This window comes from Limihaloglobus sulfuriphilus (assembly GCF_001999965.1).
GTDB lineage: Bacteria > Planctomycetota > Phycisphaerae > Sedimentisphaerales > Sedimentisphaeraceae > Limihaloglobus > Limihaloglobus sulfuriphilus.
Genome location: NZ_CP019646.1, coordinates 2,196,362 through 2,217,698 on the forward strand (window position 1 = coordinate 2,196,362; position 21,337 = coordinate 2,217,698).

Genomic DNA, 21,337 nt, shown 5'->3' on the forward strand with positions numbered 1-21,337 from the left:
AAATTGCCGCACAAAATTGTTAACAAGAATCAGCTTTCAGAAAACGTTTACCGGATTGAGGTCGAAGCGGCTAACATCGCCTCCGCCCGTAAGCCCGGACAGTTCGTGATTGTAGGGATATCTACCGAATACAGCGAACGTATCCCGCTGACAATCGCCGGCGCTGATGCCGACAAGGGCACAATTACGCTTATCTTCCAGGCAGTCGGCAAGTCAACCGCCGAGATGGCAAACCTCGAAGTGGGCGATAGCATAGATAATATTGTCGGGCCGCTGGGCCAGCCAACCCACATTGAAAAATTCGGCACGGTCGTCTGTGTCGGCGGAGGAATCGGCAACGCGCCGCTTCTGCCGATCGCCAAAGGACTCAAGGAGGCCGGCAACAAAATCATCTCCATAATTGGAGCCCGCACCAAAGAGCTGATCATCCTCGAAGATGAATTCAAGGCGATAAGCGATGAGCTGACAGTGGTTACCGATGACGGATCATACGGCCGCAAAGCACTTGTGACAGAACCTTTAAAGGAAGTTTGCTCCCGCGGCGAAAAACCCGCTCTGGCAGTAGCTATCGGCCCTACGCCGATGATGAAGTTCTGCTGCCTTACTACGAAAGAATTTGACGTGCCGACGGTCGTTTCGCTCAATACCATCATGATCGACGGCACGGGCATGTGCGGCGGCTGCCGCGTAGAGGTCGGCGGTGAAACAAAATTCGTCTGTGTTGACGGCCCGGAATTCGACGGACACAAGGTCAATTTTGACCTGATGATGAAACGCATGAATGCTTATAAAGATCTTGAGCAGGAAGCCCTTGACAAATACAAAGAACACAGGTGCAAAATAGGCCTGGACAAATAGGCGATTAACTGACAAGTTTTTGAACAATATACGGAGACAGCAAAGTGACTGAATCAAAGCAGAAATCATATTCGGAACTAAGAGAGAAACAGAAAAACGGCACCCTGAAAAACTCAGAGAGGCTCAAAATCCCTCCGCAGGAGATGCCGGCACAAGAGCCAGATGTACGAAAAAACAACGTTGAAGAAGTCGCCCTGGGCTACACCGAAGAAGAGGCCCGCCTCGAAGCGATGCGCTGCATTCAGTGCAAAAACGCACCTTGCGTAGAGGGCTGTCCGGTACGAATCAACATAAAAGATTTTGTCGGCGCGATAGCAGACGGAGACGACCAGAAGGCGATGGAGATTATCCAGCAGAATCAGCTTCTCGCGGCTGTTTGCGGACGGGTCTGCCCACAGGAAATACAGTGCCAGGCAAAATGCACGGTCGGACTGCGGTACAAAGACCCCACAATGGCGGTATCTATCGGCAGGCTTGAGCGTTTTGTTGCCGACAAATTCCTGGACAATGACATGACTCCCAAAATCGCACCGGAAACCGGCAAGAAAGTCGCTGTAGTCGGCTCAGGCCCCGGCGGGATAGTCGTAGCGGGAGAGTGCCGCAGAGCCGGTCATGATGTTACGATCTTCGAAGCATTCCACAAGCCCGGCGGCGTGATGGTGTATGGAATACCAGAGTTCCGCCTTCCTAAGGCACTTGTACAGAAAGAAATAGACAAACTTATCAAGATGGGCGTAAAGCTGGAATGTAATTTCCTTGTTGGCCGCACACGCACTGTCAAGCAGCTCATGAATGAAGACGGCTTCCAGGCGGTTTATATCGGCGTCGGAGCAGGTCTGCCCAAGTTTATGAACATAGAAGGCGAGCAGCTTGTCGGCGTGTACAGCGCAAACGAATATCTAACCAGGGCAAACCTGATGAAGGCTTACGATTTCGGCAAAGGAGCTGACACACCCATCGCCCGCAGCAAAAAAGTCGCCGTTTTCGGCGGCGGCAACGTTGCCATGGACTCGGCGAGAACCGCCCTTCGACTTGGTGCCGAGGAAGTGTATCTGATTTACCGCCGCAGCGAGGCGGAGATGCCCGCACGTATCGAGGAGATCCACCACGCCAAGGAAGAGGGAGTCAAATTCCTCATACTCCAGAATCCGAAACGAATCCTCGGAGACGACAAGGCCCGTGTTCGCGCTGTTGAGTGTCTGCGTTATGAGCTGGGCGAGCCGGACGATTCGGGCAGGCGCCGGCCGGTGCCAATCGAGGGCTCAGAGTTTGAGATCGAAGTAGATACCGCGATTGTAGCAATCGGAAACGGTGCCAACCCGCTGCTGCAGCAGACAACGCCGGGGCTTAAGTTCAATAAATGGGGCAACATAGAGGTGGACGACAACTGCAAAACGAGCATTGAGGGCGTTTATGCCGGCGGCGATATCGTACTCGGTGCGGCTACGGTGATTCTGGCAATGGGCCAGGGCAGAATAGCGGCACAATCAATCAATGAATATCTAAAATCCGGCTGATACTGGTAAATTTTTCAGCAATAATCAGCAACGCTTATGGTCTTTAGTCAGCCGCGGTTAAGATAAGCCTTAACTTCACGGGTGATGTACTGCTTCAGGGCATCGATATCCCCGAGGTGGTCTTTAACCGAATCCAGGCGTTTAAATTCAACTTCTTTGCCGCCGTCGAGTCTGGAGAGTACCACTGTTTCTGCGGATACCTGAAAATTATTGAGGAAATGAACGTTTTCCGGCTCGTCTATGTTTATAACCCGCCAGTCAATAATTCCGGCGATTAACAAATCTGAGAATTCCAGGCTCAATATCATAGCCGTATCACACTCTATATCGCGGCATGTCTGGTCCCGATTGCCGCTATGAAAGTAATACACAATAACGTCCGGATTTTCAGCCCGTTGAGGATTTTCGTTAAAAGTTCTCGCGGCGGCATCAGTTCCTATGCCGTGATTGCTGCCCGCGCCAATACCGCAAGAGCCTGAAAAACAGGAAGAGCCGCTCATGTAACGGAATATCACCGCCGCAAGACTGAATATCATCACTGCTATCAGTATATACCTGAAAGGCTTCAAGTTAGCTGATTCAGGCCGGCGAGGTGAAAAACTGTTATTTTCTTCAGAAGGTTCGATTCCAAGCATACTCCGAAGCTCTTGGTCGGAGGGGACAGAACCCGAAAATTTAACCTCTCCGTCAATTACCAGAGCGGGTGCTTTGCTGATGCCAAAACGCTTTAGAGATTCCGGATTTGTATTCTCTATAAGCTCGCAGTTCTTCTCACTGCCGCTGATCAGCTCTTCAATCCTGGCCGAAAGTCTTTGGCAATCGGCACCTGCGGCTGCGATTATTTCAATTTTCACTGTAAGCCTCGTTAATCATGTATATTTTCAAAAAACTCAAAGTAATATACCACACTAACATTATAATCCTGATTGCAGGCCGCTTCAACTGCTGAAATAAAAAACCGCATTAGTCACTCCTTAAAAAATAAAGGCAGCACGGTCTGCGCTGCCGAGCTGCCTTAAAAAGATGTGTAAAAGGAGTATGATACCAGTTTCGGCGCTGCTTTGAACGTTCCTCAAAAAATTCGGCTAACCCCCGGCGGGACGAAGATCAATATCAAAAATACTGGTCTGGGCTTTTTTCGCCCTGTCGGGGTTTCGGTCAGCCTTAACTGTTTTAATGTGGTTTACCGCTCATCGCGGCAGCCGGAATATTTTATTTTCAAAGTTCTGCCGTTTTCGGCATTATTCAGCCTGCCCTTCCAAATCCGGGGCAGTAATTACAACCCTGTTTATCAGATAACTGGCCTCAAGCTCTTTCTGGGTGAGCTCATGCTTGAGCCGTTGCCGGTCAACAATACGTTTGCGGCACTCAAAAAACAACCTGCTGTTGACTGTCCTAAGATGAACAGTCAGAATCATTGCCGCTGTAAAGCAGACAATTGTAAACAGTAAGCAGAAAAACTTCATTACTTATAAGCCGGTTCCTTACTAAAGGTTATATTTATATTTTAATTCAATCATCACCCGAAGCGCCCCGTGTCAAGAACTGGGCAGACGCAGATTCATACCTTCCCGAAGTTTATCAGGACTTTTTAGTATATTTTTGTTAATCTCAAATATTTCTTTCCAGCGTTTGCCGTCATTGAGTTTTTTCGTGGCGATTTCACTTAGAGTATCGCCCTTTGTTACGCTGTAGGTGTCGTATCTGTTTACTGTCGAGCTCAATCTTGCAACATTGCCGGCGCCGTTTGCGAGTTTTTCAAAAACGCCCGGCGCTGCACTTGCCAGTCTGTCAAGATCGCCGCTGCCGTCAGAGACCACCGGCAGAGTCAGTTTTGCACCTACCTTGAGGTCATTGGGAGATTTCATTACAGAGCTGTTTGCCTCATAGATAATTTTAACGTATTTATGTGCTTCTTTGTTGCTGCATCCGTAAATACGCTTTGCTATCTTAGTTAGATTGTCGCCTTTTTGCACTTCAACCAAATGATGTTTGATATCTGCGGCAATGGTATTCTCTCTGGCCTTCTCAACAGAGGCCCGGGCAGCCTGGGGGATTGTCTGTGCGATCTGCTCCTGGGCAATATTTCTCAGATGCTGCTGATTGCGTATCTGCTGAATCTCGGAGACATCCTGTTTTCTGTATAGATCGTTTATCAACTGCTGGGTTTTGGCCTGAATATCGTCACGAGTTTTACGCACAATACCATTACTGCGGTCTGCATAAGGATCTTCCGGAGTCAGCCCCGCCGTGTTTTCATCAAACAGCGGCCCGTTTACAACCCGCAGTATCACAATTGTCAGGCCAAGCATGACAAGCATTAAAATTTTATTCAGATGTCTCATTTTTCGCACCTTGGAACTACATCTTTTTACACACTACCCGCATCTGCGCACTTCGAGAACGCGGATTTCGGCGGCACTCGTCTTGCGATGCGGTTATTGGTTTCTTTGTCAGAGCTTCATATACACCGGCTTTTTCAAGCTGTTTAAAGCTCTGCTTTACTATCCTGGCTTCGAGGCTGTGAAAGGTTATCACTGCCGCGTATCCGCCGGTTTTGAGCCTTGAGGGCAGATTCTCAAGAAGCCGCTCAAGAACATCAAGCTCATGATTGACGGCGATTCGCAGCGCCTGAAACGTCTGGGCTATTTCCTTGCTTCGGCTTTTCACCCATCGCCGATTGAGACCTTTGGCCCGGACTACTATCGCGGCAAGTTCCGCGGTTGTAGTTATGGGCTTATTTTTTCTCTGCTCGACTATCAGTCTTGCGATTCGCCGGCTTGCACGTTCTTCACCAAACCGGTAAATAATGTCTGCCAGGACATTTTCGTCTTCACTTTTTAAAATATCCGCCGCGGTAACCTCGAGTCTTTCGTCAAGCCTCATGTCAAGCGGCATATTCTGTTCAAAACTCAGGCCCCGCTCAGTGTTTTCCAGCTGGGCCGAACAGAAACCCAGATCCGCCAATATCAAATCGGCCGATTCTGCACCGGCAAGCTCCATCACACTGTCAATACGGCTGAAGTTTTCTCTGTAGATATCAACCCTGCATTCGAGGCCTGCAAGAACATCGCGGGCCTTTTTTATGCTTTCAGGATCAACATCAAGACCGATTATCCTGCCATTGGGGCCGAGCCTGCTGCCGAGCAGCAGAGAATGGCCGCCGTGACCGAGAGTACAGTCAACTATCACCGCATCAGCGGGTAATATTAACTTTTCAATCAGCGGCTCGGCAAGTACCGGTATATGCTCTTCAGAAAGCATTTTTACGTCCCTTAGCCTCTGTCGCTGTAGGATTTATCAGTTTTATCAAAAACCTCATCCGCAGCCTTTTTATCGGCATCATCTTTGAGCATGGCAAGCCTGGTATAGTTGGCAACTTCATTGAACTGGTCGAAGTCCTGCTGCTGATTCTGCTGCCAGTCTGCCGTATTCCATATTTCTACGCGGTCGCGAACGCCCACGATTGTTATCATTGCTCCGAGCCGTGCTTTGGCCCGGAGCGTTTCGGGTATACAAAACCTTCCCTGGTTGTCTAACTGTATATCTATACTCGAACCATAAAGGAAACGAATGTATGCAGAAGCTTTGCCAGGGTCCATTGTTTCAGATGCTTTTAGTACTACCTTTTCAAATACACTTCCCGGATACATACATAATACACCATCAGGGCCCATTGAAAGAATAAGCCCGGATTTCTCAATTTCTTCTGCGAGATTATTGCGAAGCCTGCTGGCAAGAAACAAACGCCCTTTTTCATCAAGCGTGTGTTCATATTCACCTCGTAACTGCATATGCTTCGGTATTTCAGACAAAATTATGTACCCAAATTAAATAATTTGATCAAGTAAGCCTCTAAACTAAATGAAACCCATCGTCGAACACTATTAAACTGTTACTTCCTTTGCACCCTTTTGCACCACTTAAGTGCATATTGACTACAGTAAAAAGGGATTAAGGCATATCAATTAGTGACATTAAACCACCAGTCCCCACAGTAGTCAAGAAAATTTTTAAAATTTATTCCACTACAATAAAACTCTGCCCCACCGCAACCCACTCAAACTCAACATATCGGTCTAATTTGCTTAAATCCACTACATATCGTATTTTAATTTGCGGGCATTATTATTCGAAATGTTAAAAAAATATTCGATTTAACACAAAATTTATCAGGTCTGATTTGTAAATTCTTACGATTTAAGCATTTGAGATATGAAGTATAATACGATATGTCCTTACATAAAAAAGCGGCAGTGTTGACAATTTACTCGTGTTCAACACTGCCGCTGCCGCAGGAACTGTTTTTCCTGCCCTATATGTTACTTAATGAGCCGTAATCCAGGGATTACGCCCCACAAGTTACCCACAATCTATCTTAGCTGTGAAGTATTTTCTTGGCGACTGCCTCCGGAACCTGTTCATAATCCAGCGGTTCCATTGAGAAAGAGCCGCGACCCTGTGTTGAGCCGCGAAGCTCACTTGTGTAGCCAAACAGCTCTGAAAGCGGGGCCTTGGCATCAATAACACGCATCTGGCCGCTTACACGGGTGTTGGTTACAAGACCTCGTTTAGATATAAGACTGCCCTGAACTACACCGAAATTGGTCTCGGGAACAACTACCTGGAGCTTCATAACCGGCTCGAGCAGTTTTGGGGAGGCCTTTAACATCGCCTCACGTATCGCCATAGCTCCGGCCTGTTCGAAAGCCATTTCAGAAGAGTCAACAGCGTGGAAACTTCCGTCGAGCAGCTCAATGCGAACGCCGACGACCGGATAACCGGCGAGTGCTCCAGAAGTTAATGCCGTGCGGCATCCCTTTTCAACTGAATTCCAGTATTCACGCGGGATTGAGCCGCCGACGATTTTGCTCTCAAATTCTATATCGTTACTTACGTTGCCGTCAGAGTTTAAGATCGGTTCAACAGTAATAATGACATGACCGAACTGGCCGCGTCCGCCGGTCTGGCGGACAAATCGGGATTCCTGCTCGACCTTCTTGGTAATGCATTCCTTGTAAGCAACCTTTGGTGTGCCGACACGTACATCGACCTTCATATCCCTTACTATCCTGTTTTGAAGGATATCAAGGTGAAGCTCGCCCATACCGCTGATAATAGTCTGGCCGGTCTCTTCGTCATATCGGGTAACAAAAGTCGGATCCTCACGCCTCAGTGACCCGAGAGCCTCTCCGAGTTTGGCACGTTCAGCCGACGTTTTCGGCTCAATACTCATGCTTATAACCGGTTCGGGGAAACTGATCGCGTCCAGAAGTACCGGATGTTTAGTATCACAGAGAGTGTCTCCGGTCAATGTATCTTTAAGGCCTACGCAAGCGACAATATCGCCGGCCTTTGCCTCTTTGAGTATCTGCCTGTCATTGGCGTGCATTTCAAATATTCGCGTTACATTTTCTTTTGAGTCGCGGGTTGAATTGAGCAGCCTGGTACCTGAAACCAGAGTTCCCTGGTATATTCTTATGAAATACAGGTCACCGTGTTTGTCGTGAGCAACTTTGAAAGCCAGCGCAACAAGCGGTTTAGAAGGATCGCACTCAAGCGGAATCTCAGTCTCTTCATCCTTCGGGTCCATGCCGGAAGAGAGCTGTCTATCCAGAGGAGACGGCAGATAGTCAACAATACCGTCGAGTAGAAGCCGGACACCTTTGTCTTTCAAGGCAGAACCGAAAAATACGGGGTTGAGATTGCCTTCTACAACCTCTCTGCGGAGAACGGCCTTGAGCTTTTCAACGGGTATTTCTTTATCCTCGAGAAACAGCTCCATCAGCTCTTCGCAATGCTCCACGATCTTTTCGATCATATCATGCCGCATTATCTCGGCAACATCCTTAAGCTCTTCGGGGATTTCACCGGCAACCGCCTTGGCGCCTTGTTTCTGCTCCTGGTAAAACGTTGCCTCCATTGTCATAAGATCAATGATGCCTCTGAAGTTATCTTCCGCTCCTATCGGGAGCTGCATCATTATAGGGTTGGCGTCGAGCTTTTCGGCGATGCTTTCAACGGACATCAGGTAATCGGCCCCCGTCTTGTCCATCTTGTTAATGAAACAAAGACATGGAACACCGTATTTGCGGCCCTGACGCCAGACGGTTTCGCTCTGCGCCTGGACACCTTCACTGGCATCGAAACAGGCGACGGCACCATCAAGCACACGGAGTGAACGTTCTACCTCCGCGGTGAAATCAACGTGACCGGGAGTATCAATCAGGTTCATATCACAGTTTTTCCATTTACACTTAGTGGCGGCAGAGGTAATTGTGATACCCCTTGCCTGCTCATCTTCCATGTAATCCATAACTGCCGTGCCGTCATGGGTTTCGCCGATCTTGTATGTACGGCCTGTATAGAATAAAACTCGTTCTGTTACTGTTGTTTTGCCGGCATCAATGTGAGCCATGATGCCAATATTTCTAAGATTTCTTAAGTCATCTGACATATTGTTTCCTTTGTAGTTAGAATTATCAGGCGAAAATTCCGAAGCAGAATCCACTCCTCTGGTTTCCTATATCATTGTTACACTACTTCTACGTCTAAAGCTCTGAATGAGCTGGATTTATAATCAAAAAATACCACGGTCGAAATTAGATGTTATGTAAGTTCAACCGTGGTATATTCAATTTTACTGACAAAAAAGACCGCTTACCATGCAAAATGCGCAAATGCTTTGTTTGCCTCGGCCATTCTGTGAACGTTCTCACGCATAGTCATAGCAGCGCCTTCCTGTTTAAAGGCATCCATGAACTCAGCGGCAAGTAACTGGGCGGTCGGGCGTCCCTTTTTGCTGCGAACCGCGTTGAGGATCCAGCGGAAAGCAAGTGACTGCTGGCGTTTAGGCCTAACCTGCATGGGCACCTGATAACTGGCACCGCCGACACGCTTGCTGCGTACCTCAAGCATAGGCTTAACATTATTGATAGCTGTCTCAAAAACCTCCAGCGGCTGTGTATCCTTGATACGTGAGGCAATTATATCCATCGCACCGTAAAACACTTTCTCTGCTGAGCTTTTCTTGCCGTCATACATAAGGCAGTTAATGAATTTAGATACCAACTTGCTGCCGTACTTGCCGTCTTCTTTTAATTTACTTGCTGAAGCTGTAAACTTCTTTGCCATTATCTAAAACCTTTTTAAACGATTATTTTGTTAACTTTTTTTAGCGCCGTATTTACTTCTGGCCTGCTTACGCCCGTTTACTCCGGCGGTATCAAGTGCACCGCGGACTATGTGATACCTGACACCGGGAAGGTCGCGTACACGCCCGCCGCGGATCAGAACCGTACTGTGTTCCTGTAGGTTATGGTCAACACCGGGAATATAGGCATTAACTTCTTTACCGTTCGTAAGGCGCACACGGGCCATTTTCCGCAGAGCCGAATTCGGTTTTTTAGGTGTCTGAGTTCTAACGATAAGGCAAACCCCGCGTTTCTGCGGACAGCCTGTGATATCAGATACACGCTTTTTCGATTTTGTTTTACGTCCATTACGGACCAACTGGTTTATGGTTGGCATATGCCTCTCCGTATAAGTTTTCTTGTCTTTATATTTTTATAAACCCAAAGCTTCTCTAACTTTAGCTTCTGCTTCAGCGTCCATCTTATGAGCATCTTTGAGCTCTTCATGAACTGGTTCTGCCACGAGATGCTTGACCTTGAGATCTGTATAACCTCTGAATCCGGTACCAGCAGGTATCAAGTGACCAAGAATAACATTCTCTTTCAAACCTTGCAGAGTATCAATTTTACCGCCCAGGGCTGCCTCTGTCAAGACTTTTGTTGTTTCCTGGAAACTTGCCGCTGAAATAAAGCTGTCCGACTGCAATGAAGCCTTAGTAATACCCAGCAGACGCGTATTAGCAGTTGCCGGACGAGGCTTCTTGCCCTTAGCCGGTTCGCCCCCGAGCAGTTCTACCTTATCATTGGCGTCAGAAAGGTTTTGCTTCGTAACTACTTTACCTTCAATAAGATCCGTATCGCCCTTGTCAACAACTACCAGGCTGCCTGCAAGGTCGGCGTTTGCCTGGCGGAATGTCTGCTTATCGACAACGTCGCCGGGGAGGAAGTCACTGTCGCCGACAGAGTCAATCTCAACTTTTGACATCATCTGCGAGACAATAACTTCGATGTGTTTATCATTTATTTTTACATTCTGAGCGCGATATACCTTCTGAATTTCCTGAAGCAGATAATTCTGAAGCGCCTCTTCGCCGTTAATCCTGAGGATATCCTGAGGAACCAGAGGTCCTTCTGTAAGCGAATCGCCCGCCTCAACATGGTCGCCTGTATGGACATTGAGGTGCCTGTCCCTTGGAACGTGGTGTTCATGTTCCATGCCGCTGTCACTTCTGACGATAATAGTCATCTTGCCGCGGCGCTTATCACTTCTCAGCTCAACGGTACCCGAAATCTCTGCCATCGCGGCGGGATCCTTGGGCTTGCGGGCTTCGAAAATTTCAGTAACACGCGGCAGACCGCCGGTAATATCCTGTGTACCGCCGGAGCCTCTGGGCAGTCGGGCGATCATCTGTCCGGCAACAACCTCCTGGCCGTCTTTTATTTCAATCCTGGCTTTGGCTGCCAGATAATGCACGTCAAGGGTATTGCCTTCGGAGTCTTCAATAACTAACTGCGGGTGCCTGTCGCCCTTATGCTCGATGACAACGGGGTGTCCCTTCTTGCCTTTGAGCTCTTCTTCAAGACGCATGGTATCGCCTTCGATAATGTCAACCCATCTGACGGTTCCGTCTTTCTCGGCAAGTATCGGGATCATATGCGGATCCCATGAATAGAGTACCTGGCCGATTTCGACTTTCTCTCCGTCATTGGCTCTGATTATACCACCATAAGGCACCGCGAATTTCTCAAGCTCACGGCCTTTTTCGTCCACCAGCTTGAGCTCACCGTCTCTCTGGAGTGAAACCAGATGTTTCTTGCGTCCAACCTTGGCTTCAACAACAGTAAAGTCGCCGTAACGGACAATACCTTCACGAGGAGCGGTCTGCTCATTCTGAATAACGGCGTGTGATGCAATACCGCCGGTGTGGAAAGTACGCATTGTCAGCTGTGTACCGGGCTCGCCAATACTTTGAGCACCAATAATACCGACAGCCATACCTTCTTCAACCATTCGGCTGGTACTCATATCCCATCCGTAACACTTGGCACAGATACCAAAGTCGGCATCACAAGTCAACGGACTTCTTACACGTATTGTATCAATGCCGAGTTCTTCAAGCCTTGCGGCTGCCTCGGGCGTTATCACTTCGTCTTCACTGACAATCATTGAATCGAGATAAGGATCACGTATGTTGTCCCTTGAGACACGGCCGACAATAATCTCTTTGAGCGGAATATCGACTTCTTCACCCTTGAAAATCGCCTTCTTGGTGATACCGGCAAGAGTGCCGCAATCCTGCTGTGTAACGATGACATTCTGAGCTACATCGGCGAGCTTACGAGTCAGATAACCTGAGTCAGCGGTCTTAAGTGCTGTATCGGCAAGACCTTTACGGGCACCGTGAGTAGATGTGAAGTACTCAAGAACGTTAAGACCTTCACGGAAGTTAGAGATAATGGGAGTCTCCATAATCTCGCCGCTGGGCTTAGCCATAAGAGCACGCATACCGGCAAGCTGCTGAATCTGGTCGATACTGCCTCGGGCACCGGAGTGCCTCATCACGTAAATCGGGTTGAGATATGGCTTGCCGTCACGGGTATCGTTTTTCATCGCTTCCATCATGTCACTGGTAACCTCGACCCTTGCATGGGTCCAGGCATCAATTATCTGATTGTAGCGTTCGCCTTCTGTAAGTACGCCGGCGTTGTAGTTTTCAATAATCTTATCTACTCTTGTCTGTGCACGATCGATAATAGACTGCTTTGAATCCGGGATACGCATATCGGTTATGCCGAAACTTATACCGGCAAGCGTTGCGTACTTAAATCCGAGATCCTTGATACGGTCAAGCAGATTGATTGTCTCGCCGGTGCCCAGAATCTCGTTACAGTCACTGATAACCCTGCCGAGCTGCTTATTTGTCATAACAAGGTTATAGAAAGGCATCTTATCGCCGAGATTCTCATTGAAGATACAGCGGCCGGGACAGGTTTCAATCACTATTTCACGGTCGTCTTTTTTCTCTTCGCCTTTTTCGTCTCTAACAAGCTTACCCTTAGGCAAACGAACCTTGATTTTTGTGTGACAATCAACCTTGCCCAGCTCATAAGCTGTTATAGCCTCGTTGAAGTCACGGAAAATCATGCCCTCGCCCTTCTTTCCTTCCTGAATGGTTGTCAGGTAATAATTACCAAGAACCATATCCTGTGAAGGGGTAAGGTTAGGAGAACCGTTAGAAGGCGCAAAGATATTATTAGTAGCCAATACCAATGTATGGGTTTCTACCTGGGCTTCGATACTCAGCGGCAGATGGACTGCCATCTGGTCGCCGTCAAAGTCCGCGTTAAATCCTTTACAGGCAAGCGGGTGCAGCAGAATCGCATTTCCTTCTACAAGGATTGGCTCAAACGCCTGGATTCCCATTCGGTGAAGCGTGGGAGCACGGTTGAGCAGAACAGGATGCTGATAGGTAACCTCTTCGAGGATATCCCAGACCTGTGCCTCGCGGCGGTCAAGCATGCGCTTTGCGCTCTTAATGGTATCCGCGTAGCCGCGTTCTTTGAGTTTGCGGATTATAAACGGCTGATAAAGCTCGAGAGCTATCTTCTTGGGCAGGCCGCACTGGTTGAGTTTAAGCCAGGGGCCGACAACGATAACCGAACGGGCGGAATAATCAACACGCTTACCGAGAAGGTTCTCACGGAAACGTCCCTGCTTACCCTTAATCATGTCGGTAAGACTCTTGAGCGGACGGTTGTTGCTGCCCTGAACGGGGCGTTTACATCTGCTGTTGTCCAGCAGAGCGTCAACTGCCTGCTGAAGCATACGCTTTTCGTTGCGTACAATAACCTCTGGAGCGTTGAGGTCTATCAGCTTGGCAAGACGGTTATTTCTGTTGATAATACGTCTGTAAAGATCGTTAAGATCACTTGTGGCAAAGTTGCCGCTTTCAAGCTGAACAAGCGGACGCAGATCGGGAGGAATTACAGGCGCAACCTCAAGCACCATGTTGCAAGGGTCATTGCCGCTTTCCAGAACCGCGTTGACTACTTTGAGCCGCTTTGTAAGGTCATTGAGCTTCTGTTTGCTGTTGGTCGCGCGGATCTCATCTCTGAGCGTTATGCTAAGCTCGTTGAGGTTAAGGCTGTGGATCATCTCTTTGATGGCTTCAGCGCCCATATTGACTTTAAATGCCGAGCCGTATTTGGTCAGCATATCACGGTATTCTTCTTCGCTGAGAAGCTGATTTTTCTTGAGAGGTGTATCGCCGGGATCAGTAACAACATAATCCTGGAAATAAACGATTTTTTCTATTTCTGAAGTCTTCATCCCCAGAAGCGCAGCAAGCCTGCTTGGCATAGCCTTGAAGAACCATATATGAACAACCGGAGCTGCCAGATTGATGTGGCCCATCCTCTTGCGGCGTGCGCGGCTGTGAGTAACCTTAACACCGCATCGGTCACAGATTATACCTTTGTACTTTGTGCCTTTGTATTTGCCGCACGAACACTCCCAATCCTTTTCAGGCCCGAAGATCTTTTCGCAGAAGAGACCTTCCTTTTCCGGCCTGTAGGTACGGTAATTTATCGTTTCAGGCTTTGCAACAACACCGTACGACCAGCTGCGTATGTCATTGGCGCTGGCAAGTGTTATCTTTACCGAACCGTAATCATTGATTTTTTCGAATAGTGTATCAAGCATCAGGAAAACTCCTATCTTGAGAATAACGCATATACCCGCCTTTAGATGGGGGCGTTACCCTGATTATTTTTTTCAAGACTAATATTCAAGCCAAGACCTTTGATCTCGCTGCAGAGTACGTCGAACGAAATTGGCGTTCCGGCCTCGAGAGTATTGGCTCCCTTAACCATAGACTCGTAAATCTTTGAACGTCCTTCCATATCGTCACTCTTGACGGTCAAAAGCTCCTGGAGGGTGTATGCAGCGCCGTAAGCCTCGAGCGCCCAGACTTCCATCTCTCCAAACCTCTGTCCGCCGGCCCGGGCTTTGCCGCCCAGCGGCTGCTGGGTTATAAGGCTGTATGGGCCTGTTGAACGGGCATGGATTTTCTCATCAACAAGATGATGCAGCTTGAGCATGTACATATAGCCTACAGTTGCACGCTGTTCAAACTCCTCGCCGGTGCGGCCGTCATAAAGTTGAGTCTTGAGTGTTTCCGGTACAGTAGCGTAAATATCGTCCTTATCAGGAGCGATGTTGTTCTTTTCGCAATATTCTTTACGCTCAAGAACGCTTTGATTGGCTTCGTTTATCACATTGACAACGTCCTGTTCTGAAGCACCGTCAAAAACACTTGTAATAGCGTCAAATCCGAGAACCTTAGCCGCCCAGCCCAGGTGGGTTTCGAGTATCTGGCCGACGTTCATACGACTGGGAACACCAAGAGGATTAAGAACGATTTCGCACGGAGTCCCGTCCTCGAGGAACGGCATATCTTCCTGCTGCAGCACGCGTGCGATAACACCCTTGTTACCGTGGCGTCCGGCCATCTTATCACCGACAGAGAGCGGACGTTTGGTCGCGATATAAACCTTAACCATCTCGAGTACGCCGCTGGGCAGCTCGTCGCCTCGCTTGACCGAATCGACATACCGCTCCATCTCGAACTGGACTTCCTGGATACGAGGCCAGTAAATATTGACCAGATCTTTTACTTTATTACGGTCTTTTTCGTCTTCAACCCAATCTAAGGTGAAGGTTTCAATCTGCTCGAGTATTACCTCGTCATATTCACTCGTTCCAACCTTCTGCTTTGAGGTTGGATCGACAATGACGATACCCAGCTTATCGTTAATCGATGATATCATCTGGCGGAAAATACGTATCTGCCGCCGGTTCATCGACTCTTTGTATATTTCAAGGTCGCGTTCCTGCTCCGCTCTTTCTTCTGCGGAGAGAGACGCCTTGCGTTTGAAATGCTTTGTCTCAATAACAACGCCTTCGTGGCCGCTGGGCATTATCAGCGAATCATTTTTGACGTCTTCGCCGGCGCGGCCGAAAATAGCGTGAAGCAGTTTTTCTTCCGGAGTGAGCTCTGTCTTGCTCTTAGGCGAAATTTTGCCGACAAGAATATCATTGGGGCCCACACGTGTTCCTTCACGGACAATTCCGCGTGCGTCAAGATTCTTGAGCATTCTCTCGCTTACGTTAGGTATATCGCATGTAAACTCTTCGCGGCCGAGTTTGGTCTCACGTATCTCTATTGTGAATGAGTCAATATGGACACTTGTAAACGCGTCGTCCTTAACCAGGTTTTCGCTGATAAGGATCGCATCCTCAAAGTTGTAGCCGTCGAAAGGCACAAACGCCACAAGAACGTTCTTACCAAGCGAGAGCCTGCCGTTGTTGGTAGCACCGCCGTCAGCGATTATGTCGCCTTTTTTGACATTCTGACCTTTTACAACAAGCGGCTGCTGGTTGAGGCAGGTACGTTCATTGAGGCCGCGGAACTTCTGCAATTCATACTCTTCACGGTCATCGACAACGATCTTCATCGCGTCAACATAGGTTACAACGCCGTCCTCGGCGGCCCTGAGTACCATACTGGAGTTTTTGGCCACCTCAGACTCCATTCCGGTGCCTACAAGAGGCGCCTCGGTTGTCAGCAGAGGAACTGCCTGGCGCATCATGTTAGAACCCATAAGCGCACGGTTTGCGTCATCGTGTTCAAGGAACGGAATCAGCGAAGCAGATATACCAACAGTCTGCTTGGGCGAGATATCTACATAGTTGACATCCTCACGGGTTGTCTGAGTCAGCTCGCCTCTTTCACGCGCAAGAAGCAGACCTTCTTTGAGCTTGCCGTTTTCGGGGTCAACCGAACTTGGCGGAGTGAACACCAGCGCCATCTCTTCATCTGCGCGGAGATAATCTACCTGACCGGTTATCTGTGAGTCTTCAACCTTGCGGTAGGGAGTAATTAGAAAACCATATTCATCAACACCGGAGAAAATACCCAGTGACGCGATAAGTCCAATGTTTGTACCTTCAGGTGTTTCGATCGGGCATATACGGCCGTAGTGACTGATATGAACGTCACGAACTTCAAAGCCTGCACGCTTTCTGTTCAAACCGCCGGGGCCCAGCGCTGAGAGCCTTCTTTCATGGGTAAGCTGACTGAGGATATTTGTCTGGTCAACAACCTGGCTCAGCTCGCCGCGGCCGAAGAAATATTCTATGCTGCTCGAAACAGCCTTTGAATTTATAATGTCGGAAACCTTGCCGATCTGGTCAGGCTCCTTGATATTCATCCGTTCTTCAATTGTCCTGCGGAGTTTTAGCAGACCCTTGCGGATTTCGTCGGCAGCAAGCTCATCGATTGTACGCAGACGCCTGTTGCCCAGATGGTCGATATCGTCAATGTATGCTTTTTTAATGGGTGAACGCAGGTCGAGAATGTACCTCAGGGTATTGACAAAATCGCGAGGCTCAAGAGTCATAAGAGACTCATCAATGTCCTCATTAAATTTCCTGTTAAGACGGAAACGGCCCACTCTGCCAAGGCGGTAACGGCTTTCGTCGTAGAATTTTTCGAAAAACAGCTCTTTTGCTTTTTCCGCATTAAGAGGATTACCCGGACGGAGCCTCGAATAGATTTTTACGAGTGCCTGTTCATGGTTTGACGCATCATCTTCTGCAAGGGTGTTGAAAATTAACGGATCGTTTGTCTCATGCACAACCTCTAAAGTTTCAAGCTCGCTGGACTGAATCTGAGCGATTGAATCTCCAAGCTGAGAGCCTGCTTCAACAAGTATTTCACCGGTTTCGGTGTCTATGACCTGGCCGACGGTCCACATTGTCGGCTTGAGCTCCTCAACGGGAACAATCTGCGTTTCGTAGAAAAGCCGTATAATTTCGGCGGTTTCTCCGTATTTTTCATCCATTGCACGCAGAAACGTAGTAGCGGGGATCTTATTGGACTGGTCGATTTTGATAATCATCGCGTCTTTTTTCGTGACGCTAAGCTCGATCCAGCTGCCTCGTTCGGGAACAATCTTTGCCCCGTGAAGGATACGGTCGCCCTCTTTGCTGTCAACACGAAAATCGATACCGGGACTTCTGTGAAGCTGATTCACAATTACACGCTCGGCACCGTTTATGATAAATGTTCCGCCGCCGCGCATAATCGGCACATCGCCGATATAAACGGACTGCTCCTGCACCTCGCCGGTTTCCTTGATCGTAAAACGGCAGGTTACCTTAAGCGGATGGCCGTATGTAAGACTCAACTCTTTGCACTCAAGAGGTGTAAACCGCGGCCGTTCAAGCTCGTACTTCACATAGTCGAGCTGCATTGTTTCATCAGATTTTTTTATGGGAAAGCTTTCACGGAAAAGAGCCTCGAGCCCCTTGTCTTCTCGCATGTGCGCAGGAATATCAAGCTGCAGAAAACTGCTGTACGCATCCCGCTGAACCTTTGTCAGGTCCGGTACCGGGACGGCGTCTCCGATCTTACCAAAATTCCTTACTGGCCGTGTACCCATCAGTATTCTCCGCTGTTACGTTTTATATCTATTCTAAAAGGCAGGAACCATCGACAGTTCTCTGCGTTGGCTAAAAAGCCTAAGTAAAAATTTTCTAAAATTTTAAACTTTTTACACTATCTTTTCTGCCGTATAAATCAGAGGGCAAAAGGTGCGGGCCTTCTCTGCTGCGAGAAGGCCGGCACCTGTTTTTTGCAAGCCAAATTAGTCCAGTTTGACTGTCGCGCCCGCAGCTTCGAGCTGAGACTTGAGTGTCTCTGCCTCTTCTGCTGAAGCGTTTTCTTTAACAGTCTTAGGTGCGCCGTCAACAAGCTCTTTTGCTTCTTTGAGGCCGAGACCTGTGATAGCACGGACTTCCTTGATTACTGCAATCTTCTTGTCGCCTGCTGCTTCAAGGATTACATTAAATTCTGTCTTCTCTTCAACAGCTGCTTCTTCGCCGCCTGCCGCAGGACCTGCAACCATTACGGCACCGCCGGCTGCCGGCTCGATTCCGTACTCATCCTTGAGGTAGTCGCCAAGCTCTTTTGCCTGCATAAGAGTAAGTGCTACGATTTTGTCACCAAGTTCTTTGATTTCTGCTGCGTAAGTTTTTGCTTCGTCGCTCATTATGTAATTCTCCGTTATTAACTTTGCCCTTTAATAGCCCGGCTACGCTGCCGTGTTTAACCCGTAAAAGGGGCAATCAAAGCGGCCGTTAAAATTCAAAATAATTTTTAATTTTTAATTCGTAATTCGTAATTCGTAATTAAATCAAGCAGCTTCTTCGGCTTTCTCGATTATTGTTTTTATGCAGCCTGCCAGATAGCTCGCCGGCCCTGTGATAGCCCCGGCCAGATTTGAACCTGGAGTCTGTGCAATACGAACAACAGCAGCCTGAAGTTCAGCACGGCTGGGCATCTTGGACAGATCCACAACGCCTTTATCGTCAACGACTGTACCGTCAACAAAGGCTCCCTTGAGCTGGATTTTTTTAATTTTTTTGGCAGAATCCACCAGCATTTTGGCTACATCTACAACACTCTCGCCGCCGTAAGCAACAGTGCACTGACCGGAGTCAAACAGTTCAGCTGCTGTATCCTGGCCAAGCTCTTTGAGGGCGTGACGCATAAGGCTGTTGCGTACCACAGTCATCTTGACACCCTTTTCGAGCAGACTGCCGCGAAGCTCGTTGTTTGTGTTGCCGTCGATACCTACGGTAGAGAGAACAACAAATTCATTGACTCCGTCAAAAGTGCTCTCAAACTGCTTTTGAAGTAATCCTTTAACGTATTTACTCATATTATCACCTGTTAAAGTCTAAGGTTCCTGTTACACGGCCACATTAACGCCGGGGCTCATGGTGGCTGACAAGGTTATCTTTTTCAGATACACGCCTTTGCAGCTTGCCGGCCGCATCTTTGTAATGTGATCTATGAAAAACTTAATGTTGCCGATAAGTTTTTCTTCATCAAAGCTCAGCTTGCCCACTACAGTGTGAACATTTCCGCCGGAATCGTTCCTGAATTCGACTTTACCTGCCGCGAATTCCTTGACAGCGTTGATCACATCAGGGGTAACTGTACCGTTCTTGGGCGAGGGCATCTTGCCCTGGGGGCCCAGAACGCGGCCGAGTTTACCAACCTGACCCATCACTTTCGGTGATGCGATAGCCACATCAAAGTCCATCCAGCCGCCCTCGATCTTTTTGACCAGCTCTTCGGTGCCGGCCTCTACAGCGCCGGCAGCCTTGGCCGCCTCGACCTCGGAGTCATCACAGAAAGCAATAACATTTTTAGCCTTGCCTATTCCATTAGGAAGGCTGATGGCACCTCGAATCAGCTGATCCGCCTGTCGCGGATCGATTCCAAGCTGCATCGCAATGTCAACGCTCTGGTCAAACTTGGTTGCAGGAAAAGACTTGAGCTTCTTGACTGCATCAGAAACACTCAGTGCCTCATCACTTGCCAGTTCAATCGCTTTTTTGAATCTTTTACTGTTTTTTGCCATTAATTTTACCTCGCGAATTTTCGCTCCCACTATTAGCCGTGGTAAGCTTACAATATTAAAAAACTTAAAACCGGCTGCCGCTGAATATGTTTTATGCCGGTAAATAGAGTCACGCTTAATCCGGCGAGACTCTGACTTATCAACTGTGCATATCTGCGACTGTCAGTCGATCGTTTGAGTTATTGACTTTTAAATCAGCCTTCGACCTCAATTCCCATGCTTCTGGCTGTTCCCATAATAATCTGGTCAGCAGCTTCGAGAGAAAAGGCGTTAAGGTCTTTCATCTTCATTTCAGAAATCTCACGAACCTGTGCCATTGTAACCTTGCCGACTTTCTCTTTATTGGGAACACCGCTTCCCTTATCCAGACCGGCTGCCTTTTTGAGAAGTACCGCTGCCGGCGGGCTTTTGATGATAAATTCAAAAGTACGGTCGTTATATACAGAAATAACAATAGGAACAGTCATTCCGTTGAGCTCACGTGTCTGCTCGTTAAACTGAGAAACGAACTGACCAATATTCACGCCGTGCTGTCCTAATGCCGGCCCGATCGGCGGTGCCGGAGTTGCCTGGCCGCCTGGGGCCTGGAGTTTAATCTGTGCAGTAACCTGCTTAGCCATTTATTTATACCTCGTCTTTTTTAACACAAAATCACCGCTGTAGTCAGAAACTACCCGGCGAAAAAATTTAAATTCCTATTTAATGGCGACTTACATCGCCGATGCTGAAGGGCATACAACCACAGCAGCAAATATATATAAATCGTAATAGCTTTTACTGTTTTTCTATCTGCCAGTATTCGATGTCAAGAGGAGTACTTCTGCCGAAGATACTTACATTTACACGGACAACGCCGCGTTCAACATCGATTTCATCAACAACGCCTTCAAAGTTCTCGAAAGCGCCCTCGCGTATCTTAACCATATCACCCTTCTCAAATTCAACCTTGATACTGGGTGAGTTTTCGGTCATTTCGTCAATTTCAACCAGCATCTTAGCGACATCGGTATCACGCATAGGCGTAGGTTTACCCTCTGAACCGATAAAATCGCCGACACCGTTGGTCTCGCGTATCATGAACCATACCTTTTCAGGTACCCGGCCGTTTTCTTCGGTTTCAAGCTCCATAAAAACATAACCGGGGTATAATTTGCGTTTAATAATTCGCTGTTTGCCGCCCTTGACGCTTTTTATCCGTTCAACGGGCACAACAACTCTGCCGACCATATCCTGGACAGATTCTACAACGATCTTACGCTGCAGCGCTTCTTTAACGCTTTCTTCTTTATTTGAAGCAACTTTTAATACGTACCATTTCATTGGCTGCCGCCCTTA

The 21,337-nt window shown here is 48.2% G+C and carries 17 protein-coding genes; 2 read left to right on the forward strand and 15 right to left on the reverse strand.

Annotated features, from left to right (window positions below):
• Positions 1-3: 3 nt before the first annotated feature.
• Positions 4-858, forward strand: a complete 855-nt coding sequence (locus tag SMSP2_RS08345) for a sulfide/dihydroorotate dehydrogenase-like FAD/NAD-binding protein (protein WP_146683510.1) — start codon at positions 4-6, stop codon at positions 856-858.
• A gap of 44 nt (positions 859-902) precedes the next feature.
• Positions 903-2,375: an NADPH-dependent glutamate synthase gene (gene gltA, locus SMSP2_RS08350; protein WP_237048835.1), complete on the forward strand. Its 1,473-nt coding sequence runs from the start codon at positions 903-905 to the stop codon at positions 2,373-2,375.
• A gap of 47 nt (positions 2,376-2,422) precedes the next feature.
• Here gltA and SMSP2_RS08355 read toward each other — a convergent pair whose 3' ends face one another.
• From SMSP2_RS08355 to nusG, 15 genes are all read right to left on the reverse strand, one after another.
• Positions 2,423-3,229 (reverse strand): nitrophenyl compound nitroreductase subunit ArsF family protein, encoded by an 807-nt coding sequence (locus tag SMSP2_RS08355; protein WP_146683511.1) that lies wholly within the window; start codon positions 3,227-3,229, stop codon positions 2,423-2,425.
• Positions 3,230-3,616: 387 nt separating this feature from the next.
• Positions 3,617-3,841 (reverse strand): hypothetical protein, encoded by a 225-nt coding sequence (locus tag SMSP2_RS08360; protein ID WP_146683512.1) that lies wholly within the window; start codon positions 3,839-3,841, stop codon positions 3,617-3,619.
• A gap of 72 nt (positions 3,842-3,913) precedes the next feature.
• Entirely contained in the window at positions 3,914-4,720 is an 807-nt protein-coding gene (locus SMSP2_RS08365) for a LysM peptidoglycan-binding domain-containing protein (RefSeq protein WP_146683513.1), read from the reverse strand.
• A gap of 16 nt (positions 4,721-4,736) precedes the next feature.
• Positions 4,737-5,639: a 16S rRNA (cytosine(1402)-N(4))-methyltransferase RsmH gene (gene rsmH, locus SMSP2_RS08370; RefSeq protein ID WP_146683514.1), complete on the reverse strand. Its 903-nt coding sequence runs from the start codon at positions 5,637-5,639 to the stop codon at positions 4,737-4,739.
• 11 nt (positions 5,640-5,650) lie between these two features.
• The gene (locus tag SMSP2_RS08375) at positions 5,651-6,169 is read right to left on the reverse strand and encodes a division/cell wall cluster transcriptional repressor MraZ (protein ID WP_146683515.1); all 519 of its coding nucleotides are present in this window, start codon (positions 6,167-6,169) and stop codon (positions 5,651-5,653) included.
• Between the two features lie 584 nt (positions 6,170-6,753).
• Positions 6,754-8,832, reverse strand: coding sequence for an elongation factor G (fusA, locus tag SMSP2_RS08380; RefSeq protein ID WP_146683516.1), 2,079 nt, complete (start codon positions 8,830-8,832; stop codon positions 6,754-6,756).
• Positions 8,833-9,035: 203 nt separating this feature from the next.
• Positions 9,036-9,509, reverse strand: coding sequence for a 30S ribosomal protein S7 (rpsG, locus tag SMSP2_RS08385; protein ID WP_146683517.1), 474 nt, complete (start codon positions 9,507-9,509; stop codon positions 9,036-9,038).
• Between the two features lie 30 nt (positions 9,510-9,539).
• On the reverse strand, positions 9,540-9,905 hold the full coding sequence (rpsL, locus tag SMSP2_RS08390; RefSeq protein WP_146683518.1) for a 30S ribosomal protein S12: 366 nt from the start codon (positions 9,903-9,905) through the stop codon (positions 9,540-9,542).
• A 36-nt stretch (positions 9,906-9,941) separates the two neighbouring features.
• Complete coding sequence (gene rpoC, locus SMSP2_RS08395) at positions 9,942-14,210, reverse strand: DNA-directed RNA polymerase subunit beta' (protein ID WP_146683519.1); 4,269 nt, start codon at positions 14,208-14,210, stop codon at positions 9,942-9,944.
• Between the two features lie 41 nt (positions 14,211-14,251).
• Positions 14,252-18,013 carry a DNA-directed RNA polymerase subunit beta gene (gene rpoB / locus SMSP2_RS08400; protein WP_146683520.1) on the reverse strand — a complete coding sequence of 1,254 codons (3,762 nt, stop codon included), beginning with the start codon at positions 18,011-18,013 and terminating at the stop codon, positions 14,252-14,254.
• A gap of 204 nt (positions 18,014-18,217) precedes the next feature.
• Positions 18,218-18,622, reverse strand: coding sequence for a 50S ribosomal protein L7/L12 (gene rplL / locus SMSP2_RS08405; RefSeq protein ID WP_146683521.1), 405 nt, complete (start codon positions 18,620-18,622; stop codon positions 18,218-18,220).
• 144 nt (positions 18,623-18,766) lie between these two features.
• The gene (gene rplJ, locus SMSP2_RS08410) at positions 18,767-19,294 is read right to left on the reverse strand and encodes a 50S ribosomal protein L10 (RefSeq protein ID WP_146683522.1); all 528 of its coding nucleotides are present in this window, start codon (positions 19,292-19,294) and stop codon (positions 18,767-18,769) included.
• Positions 19,295-19,324: 30 nt separating this feature from the next.
• Positions 19,325-20,002, reverse strand: a complete 678-nt coding sequence (rplA, locus tag SMSP2_RS08415) for a 50S ribosomal protein L1 (protein WP_146683523.1) — start codon at positions 20,000-20,002, stop codon at positions 19,325-19,327.
• A 194-nt stretch (positions 20,003-20,196) separates the two neighbouring features.
• On the reverse strand, positions 20,197-20,622 hold the full coding sequence (rplK, locus tag SMSP2_RS08420) for a 50S ribosomal protein L11 (protein WP_146683524.1): 426 nt from the start codon (positions 20,620-20,622) through the stop codon (positions 20,197-20,199).
• 154 nt (positions 20,623-20,776) lie between these two features.
• Entirely contained in the window at positions 20,777-21,322 is a 546-nt protein-coding gene (gene nusG, locus SMSP2_RS08425) for a transcription termination/antitermination protein NusG (protein WP_146683525.1), read from the reverse strand.
• Positions 21,323-21,337 lie beyond the last annotated feature (15 nt).